Origin of the sequence: Shewanella zhuhaiensis (assembly GCF_022484835.1) — a bacterium.
Taxonomy (GTDB): Bacteria; Pseudomonadota; Gammaproteobacteria; order Enterobacterales; family Shewanellaceae; genus Shewanella; species Shewanella khirikhana.
This window is the reverse complement of the sequence record NZ_JAKUDL010000003.1, coordinates 269,042-282,244: the sequence shown is the minus strand read 5'-3', so window position 1 is coordinate 282,244 and position 13,203 is coordinate 269,042. Positions and strand designations below refer to the sequence as shown.

At 55.7% G+C, this 13,203-nt stretch carries 12 protein-coding genes; 7 read left to right on the top strand and 5 right to left on the bottom strand.

The annotated features are described in order from the left end of the window. Positions 1–10: 10 nt before the first annotated feature. The 5 genes from MJ923_RS10860 to MJ923_RS10840 are packed head-to-tail and all read right to left on the bottom strand — an operon-like array spanning position 11 to position 4,089. A complete protein-coding gene (locus tag MJ923_RS10860) occupies positions 11–964 on the bottom strand; it encodes a D-2-hydroxyacid dehydrogenase (protein ID WP_240591095.1) in 954 nt (317 codons plus the stop codon). A 2-nt stretch (positions 965–966) separates the two neighbouring features. Beyond that, the gene (locus MJ923_RS10855) at positions 967–1,578 is read right to left on the bottom strand and encodes an outer membrane beta-barrel protein (protein ID WP_240591094.1); all 612 of its coding nucleotides are present in this window, start codon (positions 1,576–1,578) and stop codon (positions 967–969) included. A gap of 16 nt (positions 1,579–1,594) precedes the next feature. Then, the gene (gene djlA, locus MJ923_RS10850; RefSeq protein WP_240591093.1) at positions 1,595–2,365 is read right to left on the bottom strand and encodes a co-chaperone DjlA; all 771 of its coding nucleotides are present in this window, start codon (positions 2,363–2,365) and stop codon (positions 1,595–1,597) included. 9 nt (positions 2,366–2,374) lie between these two features. Continuing rightward, positions 2,375–3,046 (bottom strand): N-acetylmuramate alpha-1-phosphate uridylyltransferase MurU, encoded by a 672-nt coding sequence (murU, locus tag MJ923_RS10845; protein ID WP_240591092.1) that lies wholly within the window; start codon positions 3,044–3,046, stop codon positions 2,375–2,377. Then, positions 3,043–4,089, bottom strand: a complete 1,047-nt coding sequence (locus MJ923_RS10840) for an aminoglycoside phosphotransferase family protein (protein WP_240591091.1) — start codon at positions 4,087–4,089, stop codon at positions 3,043–3,045. Before MJ923_RS10840 ends, murU begins: the two co-directional genes overlap by 4 nt. A 157-nt stretch (positions 4,090–4,246) precedes the next feature. Between MJ923_RS10840 and lptD the strand changes: the two genes are divergently transcribed. The 7 genes from lptD (at position 4,247) to MJ923_RS10805 (ending at position 13,124) form a co-directional block, all read left to right on the top strand. Then, positions 4,247–6,541 carry an LPS assembly protein LptD gene (lptD, locus tag MJ923_RS10835; protein WP_240591090.1) on the top strand — a complete coding sequence of 765 codons (2,295 nt, stop codon included), beginning with the start codon at positions 4,247–4,249 and terminating at the stop codon, positions 6,539–6,541. A 121-nt stretch (positions 6,542–6,662) separates the two neighbouring features. Continuing rightward, a complete protein-coding gene (surA, locus tag MJ923_RS10830) occupies positions 6,663–7,967 on the top strand; it encodes a peptidylprolyl isomerase SurA (RefSeq protein WP_126168001.1) in 1,305 nt (434 codons plus the stop codon). Positions 7,968–7,970: 3 nt separating this feature from the next. Continuing rightward, on the top strand, positions 7,971–8,960 hold the full coding sequence (gene pdxA / locus MJ923_RS10825) for a 4-hydroxythreonine-4-phosphate dehydrogenase PdxA (RefSeq protein WP_240591089.1): 990 nt from the start codon (positions 7,971–7,973) through the stop codon (positions 8,958–8,960). Between the two features lie 9 nt (positions 8,961–8,969). Next, positions 8,970–9,773: a 16S rRNA (adenine(1518)-N(6)/adenine(1519)-N(6))-dimethyltransferase RsmA gene (gene rsmA, locus MJ923_RS10820; protein ID WP_240591088.1), complete on the top strand. Its 804-nt coding sequence runs from the start codon at positions 8,970–8,972 to the stop codon at positions 9,771–9,773. 33 nt (positions 9,774–9,806) lie between these two features. After that, positions 9,807–10,187, top strand: coding sequence for a Co2+/Mg2+ efflux protein ApaG (gene apaG, locus MJ923_RS10815; protein ID WP_126168004.1), 381 nt, complete (start codon positions 9,807–9,809; stop codon positions 10,185–10,187). Between the two features lies 1 nt (position 10,188). Then, positions 10,189–10,998 carry a symmetrical bis(5'-nucleosyl)-tetraphosphatase gene (locus tag MJ923_RS10810; protein WP_240591087.1) on the top strand — a complete coding sequence of 270 codons (810 nt, stop codon included), beginning with the start codon at positions 10,189–10,191 and terminating at the stop codon, positions 10,996–10,998. A 104-nt stretch (positions 10,999–11,102) separates the two neighbouring features. Beyond that, positions 11,103–13,124: a methyl-accepting chemotaxis protein gene (locus MJ923_RS10805; protein ID WP_240591086.1), complete on the top strand. Its 2,022-nt coding sequence runs from the start codon at positions 11,103–11,105 to the stop codon at positions 13,122–13,124. Positions 13,125–13,203 lie beyond the last annotated feature (79 nt).

The window sequence follows — 13,203 nt, the reverse complement described above, 5'->3', positions numbered from 1 at the left end:
AAAAACCGGGTCAATCGACCCGGTTTTGTTTTTCGCCCGCCACAAAGGCAGCAAGGTTGGCAATGGCAATGTCCAGCAGCCGTTGCCGGGCCTTCTGGGTTGCCCAGGCATTGTGGGGGGTAATACTGATATTGGGCGCATGCAGCAGCGGATTATCGGCAGCAGGCGGCTCGCTGGAAAGCACATCCACCGCCGCCCTTACCCGTCCCTGATGCAGCGCACTGGCAAGTGCCGGCTCATCCACCAGGCCGCCGCGGGCGGTATTGACTATCAGGGCGCCGGGCTTCATCAGCGCAAGGCTTGCTTCATTCACCATATGCTGAGTTTGCGCCGTTAACGGGCAGTGCAGCGACAGCACATCAGAGCGGGCAAAGAGCGCATCGAGGGAGACGAACTCTGCGTCCACAGGCAAGTCTTTGGGTTGACTGCGGCTATGCACCAACAGCTGCATTCCGAACGCCTGACCGATACGGGCCATTTGTTTGGCAATATCACCAAAGCCCACCAACCCCAGGGTTTTGCCTGAAAGCGACTCGAGGGTGCCCAGGGTGAAACAGAAATCCGGCTGCGCTGACCAGGCGCCGCTTATCACCGCCTGATGATGTGCTGCAACCCTGGATGTGTGATGCAGCACATGGGCAAACGCCATCTGCGCCACCGCATCCGGGCCATAGCCAGGCACATTGGTTACCGCTATGCCGAGGCGGCGTGCGGCTTCCAGATCCACCACATTGGTGCCGGTGGCGAGCACACCTATGTACCTAAGCTCAGGCAGCGCTGCCAACGTGGCTGCATCCAGCGGCGTTTTATTGGTAAGCAGCACCGAGCTTGCAGCGGCCCGGGTCAGCAGCTCCTCAGCAGCGGTACGGTCATAGACTTCATAATCTCCGAAGGGAGCCAGTACCGACCAGTCGAGATCGCCGGGGTTTAAGGTGTAACCATCGAGCACACAAACATTGGCCATCATCAGAACCTGAAACTCACGCCAAGGTTGGCCTGTCCTTGCCACATCAGGTCGGCATTCACCTTCCAGATACAGTTGCTGGCATCGCAAAACAGGTCATTTTCGCTGTCGATAAAGGTGGCAAAGGCGCGCACATCGGCAATTAGCGCCAGGTTGTCTCCCAAACGGTATTCCACCCCCGTTCCCAAACCGAGTGAGAAGCGGGTTTCATTACTGTAGTCATCGCCGGGACGCATCTGGGTCAGGCCCATGGACGCGGTGACATAGGGCAGGAAGTTGCCCTTGGGAAAATACAGGCTGCCGCCCACATGGGCATAATCGAGTTTGAGCGAGGTGACACGCTGATTGGAAAAGGCGCCGCCTGCTCTCAAGTCGGTGCTCTGGCTTGAGTAGAGCACGTACATATTGCCGGGGTGGCGGGTTGTGGTGCCCAGCATAATGCCATAGTGGGATGACTCTTCGGCGCTGACACTGCCGAGGCTGTCATCCTTGCTGGCATCCAGGCTGCTGGCTGCAAAGCTGTAACCGGCAAACGGGGTGACATACACATCTGCCGATGCCAGGGCCGGAGCCAGGCAAAGGGCAGCCAAAACCACACGAGCGGGGGTGTTCATAGGCTTCTCCCTGAAATCAACGCATGCCGCGGGCAGCCTTTACGGCTTCGTAAGCGGCCTGAATATCCTGTGCCTTACGTTTGGCCAGTTCCATCATTTCTTCCGGCAAGCCCTTGGCCACCAACTTGTCGGGGTGGTGCTCATTCATCAGTTTACGGTACGCCCGCTTAACATCCTGATTAGTAGCAGATTCCTCAATGCCTAACAAGCCGTAGGCATCGGCGAGCGAGCGTTTGTCGCTGCCGCCTTTGCGGGCAAAATTAAACTCGGCCTGCCAGCGGCCAAGCAGCATTTCCAGTGCCTGCTCGCTGAAACCCAGCTCGGATGCGACAACCTTGAGGATCCGATGCTCATTGGGATGCAGCTCGCCATCGGCAAGCGCCACCTGAATTTGGATCTCAAGGAACATCTGCAACAAATCGTTACGGCCCATGGACAGCAGCCTGAACGCACGCAGATTACCCTTAAGGTCAAAGTCTCCTGCCTTGCCGTCGCGAAACGCCTGCTGCGCCTGCCGCCGGGCCTCGGCATCAAGGTTCAGCTGGTTCATCAGGTCACTGGCGAGGCGAATATCGGCTTCGGTTACGCGACCCGAGGCCTTGGCCATGTGGCCCATCACCGCAAAGGTAGTGCTAAAAAACACCTGTTGACGCTTGCTGCCAGCGCCTGCGCCACCGGCAAATTTTTTATCGAGCCAATGGCCAACCACCAGCCCGAGAAGAGCGCCGAAAACCTTGCCGAACATAAAGCCGATAAGAAAACCAAACAGCTTGCCTTTGTACTTCATAAGCGGGGATTACACTCCTTGGCCCAAGAGTCGTTGATTGAGGGCATCAAGCCGGTCAAGGGTACCCACATCGCACCAATAGTGTTCAAAGCGCTCGCCGGTCACTTGCTGCAACGCCATTTTCTGGCGCAGCAGCGGCCCCAGAGCGTGACGGCCGGGAGCAAGTCCGGCAAAAAGTGCCGGATGGTAAATCCCCATGCCGGAGAAGGTGAGTTTATCCGCGCCCTCTTGCACCACAAGGCTCTGGTTCAGGGCAAAATCGCCCTGTGGATGCTGCGGCGGGTTGTCCACCAGATACACATGGGCCAGCACGCCGTCAGCAAGACGCTCGGGCAACAGCGGCAAGCTATCGATAAAGATATCGCCATTTATCACCAAAAACGGCTCATCACCGAGCAGCGGCAGCGCTTGTAAAATGCCGCCTGCGGTCTCAAGCGCTTCTTGCTCGTGGCTGTATTGAATCGCCACACCGAACCGGCTGCCATCCCCGAGGGTTTGCACCAGTTTTTCGCCAAGCCAGGCGGTGTTGATCACCACCTCGTGGATACCTGCACCGGCGAGCTTTTCGAGGTGATATTCGATAAGCGGCTTACCGGCCGCAGCCACCAAAGGCTTGGGCAACGAGTCGGTTAACGGGCGCAGGCGCTCGCCGCGCCCGGCAGCCAGGATCATCGCCTTCATGCTTTGGCCTCCAGCGCAGGCATCACCCGGCCCATAATGAACTGGGCGAAGTCCCCCAGCTCCTTGTAGCGCACGGCCACGTCGCGAATGTAGTGCATGGTCAGCGGAATATCCTTCAGATAACCGGCCTTACCGTCTCTGTGGTTCAGGCGGGCAAAAATGCCGGCGGCCTTAATGTGACGCTGCAGCCCCATCAATTCAAACCAGCGGCGGAAGACCACCATGTCGGTGTCTGGCGGCACCAGACCATGTTCGTGAGCGAGCACAAAGTACTCCACCAAGATGTCATCCACCAGATCTTCACTCCAGCGAATGTAACAATCCCGGAGCAGGGAGACTGCATCATAGGTCACAGGGCCACGCACCGCATCCTGAAAATCAAGCAGTTTCAGCTCGTTATCCACCACCATCAGGTTGCGGCTGTGAAAATCTCTGTGCATGCCAACCTTGGGCTGCGCCAGCGCATTGTCAGTGAGCATGTCAAAGGCTGCCGTGAGGATGGCGTCTTCCTCTGCGGTCAATGTCAGTTGCAGATGGGTGCCAAGCAGCCATTCGGTGAAAATACCCAGCTCGCGGCGTACAAAGGCCTCATCATAATCAGGTAAAGGACCAAGTTCGGTCTCAGTCACCGAGGCAATGCCCGGCAAGAGCGCCAGCGCCTTGGGGTACCATTGACGCACACTTTGGCGATCCAGCAGCGACAGCAGCTGCACATCACCAAAATCTTCAAGCGCCATAAAGCCTTGCTCATCGTCTTTGGCAATAATGGCCGGCACAGGTAAACCGGCTTTAGCGTAAGCATCGCGCACCGCCACGAAGGGCTCCGTGGGAATAAGCGCCACCGGGGTATCCATGATAACCATGTCCCGGCCCTGAAAGCTGGCGCGAAAGTAGCGGCGGAAACTGGCATCACCGGAAATCAGCTGCGGCGACAGGCCCTCCCCAAAGGTGTGGGAAAGCCAATGATTAAGGGAAAGAAATCTGGAGTCTGACACGGTCGTTCCATGGCTCTTGGCAAAAAATTGCTTTATTATAGCCAGCATATTTATTGGAAACAGCCAATTCGTCGACACTGGATTTTTGGCTTGGTTGTACAGGGAGCAGGTGCAACTTTTCCCGCCCCGCCATGTCCACAGTAGAGTCCGGTTAAAGAACCAGAAAAACGTCCAGATAAAGAATTTCAAACTGAATACTCATAAGATGCAAATCCGTTACTTACTGGCCCTTGGCCTGTTTCCCTATCCGGCGCTGGCAGATACCGCCGTGGAAACGCCCGCCCAGGACCAATGTCTGGTGGTGCCTCCCATTCCGGTGCCAGAAGGTGCTGTGGCCGAATCCGCCACAGGACAGGTTGAAATCCTCTCCGACAGCTCCAATGCCATCATGAACAAAAACGCCACCTTCGAAGGTGACGTGAAGTTTCGTCAGGGCAGTCGCTCCATTTTGGCCGATAAAGCCAGCATGGATTACGAGCAGCAACGCCTGGATGCCGCCGGCAGCCTGGTGTTTCAGGACAGCCAGTTCACTGTGACCGCCGACAGCCTGAGCGCTCAGCTCAAGGACAACAGCGCCAAGCTGCAGGGTGCCAAATATTGGCTCCACGGGCAGCAGGTGCACGGCAACGCCCAGAAGCTTGAGATTACCAAAGACAACAATCTCATTCTGAATGGCACCGACTTTACCACCTGTCCACCCGGCGACAGCTCCTGGTTACTGCAAGCCGAGCGCATCAAAATCGACTCCAGTGAAGAATGGGGCGAAATCTGGAACGCCAAGCTGCGTATCGGCGATGTGCCCGTGTTTTACATGCCGTACATGACGGTACCTGTGTCGGACAAACGCAAAACCGGTTTCCTGTTCCCCAGCTTCAGCACCAGCACCACCAACGGGGTGGAAATCGCCACGCCCTGGTACTGGAACATTGCCCCCGAATACGACCTGACCCTGACGCCACATTATATGTCGGCGCGGGGCCTGTATTTGCAGAGTGAATTCCGTTATCTGGCCGGTGACGCCCAGGCGGGCCGCTTAAATCTGGAATACCTCGGCAGCGACCGCATGCTGGAAAACAACAGCGACCGCTACCTGTATCACTGGGAACATCAGGGCGCCATCGACAAGCACTGGCGTGTCAACGCCGCTTTCACCGATGTGTCCGACAACAACTACTTTAACGATCTCGACTCGGCCGTGGCCCGCGCCACCGACAACCAGATCTCCCGCATCGGTGAGATGAGCTATTTCGAGAACGACTGGAACGTCAGCGCCCGGGTGCAGGACATCAAGGTTCTGGGCGAAGACGAAGTGCCCTATCAGGTCATGCCGCAACTGGCGTTTAATTACCGCAGCCGCGATCTGCTCAACACACTCGAATTCAGCTTCTTCGGTGAAGCCAGTAACTTTGAGCACAAAGACAGCGATCAGGTCACCGCCACCCGTTTACACCTCCAGCCAACTCTAAGTCTGCCCATCCACGGTCCGGCCGGTTCACTCACCAGTGAACTGACCTTACTGCAAACCAATTACTGGCAGCGCAATACCGAGCTGATGGGAGAAGATGCGCTGGATGACAACGTCAGCCGCACCATTCCACGGGCAAAGATCCACGGCCAGATTAACCTCGAGCGTGACACCTCCTGGCTGGGTGAGCCCTATCGTCAGACGCTGGAGCCTCAGTTCCAGTACCTGTACGCTGGCTATGAAGATCAGGACGGCATTGGCATTTACGACAGTGCCACCCTGCAGGACGACTACTATGGTCTGTTCCGCGCCCGCCGTTTCTCCGGTCTGGACCGGATTGCCGACGCCAACCAGCTTACCCTGGGTTTGACCACCCGCTTCTTCGATGACCACAACCTGGAGCAATTCAAACTCAGCGTGGGTCAGATTATTTACTTCTCCGAAAGCAAGGTATCGCTGTCGGAAGGCCTGATTGAAGAGCGCCCCAGCGCCTCAGCCATTGCCGCCGAGCTGGATGCCCGCATTACCGACGATTGGTTCGTCAGCGGCGCCATTCAGTACGACGCCCGTACCCGCGAGAACAAAAAGTCGGAAGTGACCCTGGATTACCGTCCGGGTGGCGACAAGCTGGTGCAATTCAGCTACCGCTATGTACCTGATTTGATTAACACCAACACCAATGATGAAGTCAGCATCAGCCAAACAGGTTTCAGAACCACCTGGCCGTTGACCGACAACCTCTACTTTGTTGGCAACTGGTACTACGACCTCAACGAGAGCCGCGCGGTGGAGACTTACACAGGTTTCCAATACGAAAGCTGCTGCTGGGCGGTTCGCCTCAGTTACCACTACCGCATCAAGACCAACTACGAAGACGATTTCAATCCGGTGCAGGATAACCGCGAATTGTTTGAAAGCGGTGTGTACCTGAACTTCGTCATCAAAGGCCTCGGTGGCTCAGGCCCCATGGGGGTCAGCGACATGTTGGATGAAGGGCTGTTCAACTACAGAAAGCCGCTTTATCTGAGGAATTAATGCAGAAATGTGGTAGATTGCGAAACCACATTCAGGACGCGTTGTCCAAACAGGTTAACACTGCCGGGTTTTCTCTGCCCGTGGGTGGATGAAAACTGAAGAAAGCCAAGGATTTATTTGGATGAAACCCTGTAAGAAACTGATTTTTGCCGCTCTGGCAATGGCGCTCAGCGCCCAGAGCATTGCTGCTCCCCAGTTGCTCGACCGTGTTGCCGTACAAGTGAACGACGGCATCGTACTGGAAAGTGAAATCCAGAACATGGTTGATAACGTTAAGAAAAATGCCAGTGCTGCGGGCCAGACGCTGCCTTCTGACGACGCCCTGCGCACCCAGGTTATCGAACGTCTGATCCTCACCCGTCTGCAGTTGCAGATGGCCGAGCGTATCGGTCTGCACATCGGCGACCTGCAACTCGACCAGGCTATCGAAAACATCGCCCGCGAACAGAAGATGAGCGTGGCGCAGATGCAACAGGCCATCGAATCTGAAGGCATGAGCTTTGCCCAATACCGCGAGCAGCTGCGTGAAGAAATCACCCTGGGTGAAATTCAGCGTATTCAGGTGCAGCGCCGTATTCAGGTATCTCCTCAGGAAATCAACAACCTGGTGAAGATGATTGAAGAGCAAGGCAACAAAGATGTGGAATACCAAATCGGCCACATCCTGATTGAAGTGCCAAGCAACCCAAGCAGCGCCGAACTGGAAGCTGCCAGCAAGCGCGCCCAGGCAGTTCTCGATCGCCTCAACAGCGGTAACGACTTCCGCTCCATTGCCATTGCCGCTTCGTCCGGCCCCAAGGCGCTGGAAGGTGGTGTGTGGGATTACATGAACATCAACGAGATGCCCACCCTGTTTGCCGAAGTGGTTGGTGATGCCAAGAAAGACGAAATCATTGGCCCCATCAAGAGCGGCTCTGGTTTCCACATTCTGAAAATCATGGACATCCGCGGCCTGCAAACCCGTGAAATCGAAGAAGTGCGCGCCCGTCACGTGCTGCTGAAGCCGTCACCGATTTTGTCGGAAGAGCGCGCCAAGGCGATGCTGGATCAGTTCGTTAAGCAAATTCGCAGCGGCGAAGCCAAGTTTGAGGATATTGCCCGTCAGTACTCGGAAGACCCGGGTTCTGCCACCAAGGGCGGCGAACTGGGCTGGGCCGAGCCAGGTATCTATGTTCCTGAATTCGCCCAGATGCTGGGGCAGCTCAGCCTGGATGAAATCAGTGACCCATTCCGCACCTCACATGGCTGGCACATAGTGCAGCTGGAAGAGAAGCGTAAGACAGATGCCACCGACAAGTTCAACACCAACCGGGCGCATCAGCTTATCTTCCGCCGCAAGTTCAACGAAGAACTGCAAAGCTGGCTTGATGAAATCCGCAGTGAAGCCCACATTGATGTGTGGGAGCCTGAAGCCAACCGAGGTTAATCTGTGACTGTGAAACGCATTGCCGTTACCCCCGGAGAACCATCGGGCATTGGCCCGGATCTGGTGATCCAACTGGCCCAGCAGGACTGGCCGGTACAGCTTGTAGTGTGCGCCAGCCCTGAGTTGCTGGAATCCCGTGCCCGCAAGCTGGGTTTGCCCATTACCCTTGAGCCATATGACCCCGCGGCGCCGGCCAAGCCTCAGGCTGCCGGCACCCTGTCAATTGTGCCTTTTGCACTGACAGCCGAGGTGGAATGCGGCAAGCTCAATGAGCAAAACGGCAGCTACGTGGTCGATACCCTGCGCTTTGCCGGGGAAAAGAACATGAGCGGCGAGTTCGACGCCGTGGTCACAGGCCCGGTTCACAAGGGCATCATCAACCAGGCCGGGATTTCCTTCAGCGGTCACACTGAGTTTTTTGCCAATCAGGCAAACTGCCAGGACGTGGTCATGTTGCTGGCCTGCCCCGGTCTGCAGGTGGCCTTGGTCACAACCCATATTCCGCTGGCGTACGTGGCCAAGGCCATTACCCGCGAGCGACTGCACAAGATCATCAGGATTTTACATGACGATCTGGTCAGCAAATTCGGCATCAACGATCCGAAAATTTATGTCTGCGGCCTGAACCCCCACGCCGGGGAAGATGGACACCTCGGCCGCGAGGAACTGGATATCATTATCCCGGCCCTCAACGAACTCAGGGAAGAGCTGAACTATAATATCGTCGGCCCCCTGCCTGCCGATACTCTGTTCCAACCCAAGTATCTGGATGACGCCGACGTAGTGCTGGCGATGTACCACGATCAGGGCCTGCCGGTATTGAAGGCACAGGGATTTGGCAAGGCGGTGAACATCACCCTGGGCCTGCCTTATATTCGCACCTCGGTGGACCATGGTACCGCCCTGGAGCTGGCAGGAACCGGCCGCGCCGACATCGGCAGCTTCGTTTGCGCTCTGAACAAGGCCATCGAACTGGCAGCCAAGACCAACTGATAGAGAGTCATGAGTAATAAAGTGCATTTGGGCCACACGGCCAGAAAACGTTTCGGTCAGAACTTTTTGACCGACGGCAATATCATCAATCGTATCGTGGGCGCCATTGCCCCCGATAACGACCACGTGATGGTGGAAATCGGCCCGGGTCTTGCGGCCCTGACCGAACCGGTGGCACTATCCATCGACAACCTCACAGTTATCGAACTCGACCGCGATCTGGCCGAGCGCCTGAAAGTACACCCCACCCTGAAGGATAAACTCACTATCCATCAGGGCGATGCCATGAAGTTCGACTTCGGCCAACTGGTTGTGCCCGGCCGCAAGCTCAAGGTATTTGGTAACTTGCCATACAACATCTCCACGCCACTGATGTTCCATCTGTTCGAATTTGCTGAACACATTGAGAACATGCACTTTATGCTGCAAAAAGAAGTGGTGCTGCGCCTGTCTGCCTCACCCGGCACCAAGGCTTACGGCAAGCTGACTGTAATGGCACAGTACTACTGCCAGGTTGTGCCTGTGCTGGAAGTGCCGCCCGGCTGCTTCACCCCGCCGCCCAAGGTCGACTCAGCCGTAGTACGTCTGGTGCCATATGCCCAGAAGCCATGGCCAGCCAAAGACGTGGAACTGCTGCGTAAGGTGTGTAATACCGCCTTCAACATGCGCCGCAAAACCCTGCGCAACAACTTAAAGCCGCTGCTGAATGACGCCGATTTTGAGGCGCTGGGCATTGATGCCGGTCTTCGCCCCGAAGACATCAGCGTGCAGCAATACGTTGCCATGGCCAACTATCTGTTCGACAAGCGTTAACCATTCCAAGAGAACGGCTTTATTGAAATGACGATGACCGACGTAGATCCCGCCATCAAGGTTCAGGTGGATACCGAATACCTCGAAGAGCAGTCCACGCCCGCTGACGACAAGTACGTATTCAGCTACACCATCACCATTATCAATCTGGGCGACAGAGCGGCCAAACTCGAGACCCGCCATTGGCTTATCACCGATGCCAATGGCCATATCACCGAGGTGCAGGGCGCCGGTGTGGTGGGCGAAACGCCAACCATACCGCCCAACACCGCCTATCAATACACCAGCGGTACCGTAATGGACACGCCTGTCGGCTTTATGGAAGGTCGCTACGGTATGGTCTGGGAAGATGGCAAATCCTTTTCGGCAGCCATTCCCGCCTTTCGCTTAGCCGTGCCGGGTGTACTGCACTGAGATGGCAAAGTACTTTGTTGGCGACATTCAGGGTTGTTACGAAGAGCTGATGCTGTTGCTGCTACGGGTGGATTTTCATCCCTCCAAAGACGAGCTGTGGTCAGTCGGCGACCTGGTTGCCCGCGGGCCTCAATCCCACAAGGTATTGGGACTACTGAGCTCTTTTGGTGATGCGGCCAGGGTAGTGCTTGGCAATCACGATTTGCACCTGCTTGCCATCACCGCTGGCCTTAAAAAGCCCAAACCCAGTGACAAGCTGAAAAAGCTTCTGGAATCCAAACACCTGCCGAGGTTTATCGACTGGGTTCGCCATCAACCTTTGATGCGGGAACTGCCTGAGCACAAGCTCATCATGACCCATGCCGGGGTGCCGCCCCAGTGGGACTTACAGACGCTGAAAACCGAAGCGAATGAAGTCAGCCAGGTGCTCAAGAGCGACAGCTACCTTGAGCTGATTGAGAGCATGTACACCGAAGAACCGGAAGGCTGGGACCCTAACCTTTCCGGCTATCTGCGCCACCGTTATTGCATCGATGCCTTAACCCGGATGCGCTTTTTGTACCCGGATGGCCGCCTGGATTTCGCCTGTAAAAAGCCGCCGCAGGATAATGACAGTGAACTGAAACCCTGGTTTGAGTTCCCATCACAACTGGATGATTACACGCTGGTATTTGGTCATTGGGCGGCCCTGATGGGACACACGGGAAAAGCCAACCGAATTGCACTGGATACCGGCTGTTGCTGGGGCGAAGATCTCACCCTGTGGCTGCTTGAAACCGGGGAAAAAATTACCCAAAAGAAGTTAAATTAGGGTTAAACTAAAGCTTGCATCGGCCGATAAATAAGAGCCGCGCAATACCATCGCAAGATGCTTTTTGATTCGGGAAAACAACTAAAACATCGCCGGAGTATCCTATGAAAGTAAAAGTCGCCACCAGAGTCATTGGCGGGTTTGGTTTTGTCACCCTTCTTTTGGTCATACTCGGTGGCGCTTCGCTGGTCACCAACAACAGTCTCAAAGAAAGCACCGCCATCATGCAAAATCTCAGCATGCCGGCACTTGAGGCGACCAGTCATTTATCAGAAACCCTCAGCGAACAGCAGCGCCTTATTCTCAAGGCTTTCCACAGCAAGGCATCGAGTGCCGTGCCGCCGCTGGAAAAATCCTTTGTGCAACTGGGTAACGAATTTCAAAGCAAGTTCTCCACCCTCTCCTCTTTGCTGCAGGACAGAGACAACTTTGCCGGCCAACTGAGCGCCCTTAACGGCAGCTATCAGGCCCTCGACAACAACAGTGACGCCATGCTGAAGGCTCGCTTTGAGTCACTGTCGCAGCAGGAAGCCTTGCTCAAGCTGAGAGAGAAGCTGGAAAACAGCGCCGATGACGCGTCATCCAACCTGTTTGACCTAATCGATTTGGAAAGCAGCGAGAATGCCACTGAGCGTGAAATTGCGGCAGCAGCCAGTGCGATTGACACCACCATGACCGGCATCATCACCACAGTGTACGATCTGGTTGGAACCGAAGAGCAAAGCAAGTACGAGCTGATTGCCAAAGAGCTCGACTACATGCTTGGTGAAGTCAAAACCAAGATGGAATACGTTGCCCGCCACGGCGAAGGTGTAATCGATGAAGAGCTGGTCGATACCCTCAAACAGGACACCAGCAAGGTGCTCAAAATGCTGGAGGGACCAGATACGCTGGTGACCCTCAAAGCCAAGCAGCTTGCCAGTGCCCGCCTCGCGTCTGAAAAACTGACCAACGTAGAAAAGAACGCTCAGACAGTGACCGAGCAGATGAAACGTCTGGCCAAAGACATTGAGTCTGTCACCAACGACATCAGTAATCAGGCGTTGTCTGATATCAACCGTGCCTCACTGCAAACCCTCGTTTTAGTGGTGATTGCCATTGTGGTTGCCGTGGTGATCAGTATTGCGGTGGTTCGTCCGCTCAAGCGCTCGCTGGATCAGGTCAATGATGCCCTGAACGTACTCGCCTCCGGTGACCTCACCCATAAGCTGGATGACTCAGGCCATGATGAATTTGCCGACCTTTCCCGTAACTGTAACCGTCTGGTGGATAGCCTGCGCAGTCTGATTGCCGGTATTCTCGACCGCTCCAACCAGCTTGCAGCAGCGGCCGAAGAAACCTCAGCCATCACCTCGCAAACCACCATCGGCATTCAGGAGCAAAAGAGCCAGGTGGACCAGGTCGCTACCGCCACAACCGAACTCAGCTCCAGCGCCCATCAGGTAAACATGAGCGCCGATGACGCCCTGAATCAAATCAAGAAAGCCGATGATGAAACCCAGCATATGCGGGCCATTGCCGATGAGAACAAGCGCACCATTTTGTCGTTGGCCGACGAAGTCGCTAAAGCCAGCAAGGTGATTAACAAGGTACATTCCGACAGTGCTTCCATCGGCTCAATCCTCGATGTGATCCGCGGTATTGCCGAGCAAACCAACCTGCTGGCGCTCAACGCTGCCATCGAAGCGGCCCGCGCCGGTGAGCAGGGCCGAGGCTTTGCCGTGGTAGCCGATGAAGTGCGTAGCCTCGCTTCCCGCACCCAGGATTCCACCCGCGAAATCCAGCAGATGATTGAAGTGCTGCAGCAAGGCACTCAGGAAGCTGTGGGAGTGATGCAGCTTGGTCAGAATCAGGCGCAAAGCTGCGTCGAGAAGACCGAACAGGCCAACCAGGCGCTGCAAACCATCAGTCAGTCGGTACATCAGGCCTATGATGCCGGCACTCATATTGCCCAGGCGGCTCAGGAGCAAAACCTGGTCAGCCAGCAGGTGTCTGAGAAGCTGGAGCACATCGCGTCTATCTCTGAAGAAACCGCCCTTGGCGCCGAGCAAACTGCCAAATCCAGCCATGAGGTGGCTCGCCTTGCAGAAGAACTGCAAAGCTCAGTAAAAGAGTTCAGAGTGTAAGCAGGCACGCTTAAGGCCCGCTGGGAGCCCTAAATACGATACAAAAAAAGCCCCTCAGATGGGGCTTTTTTATTGGCAG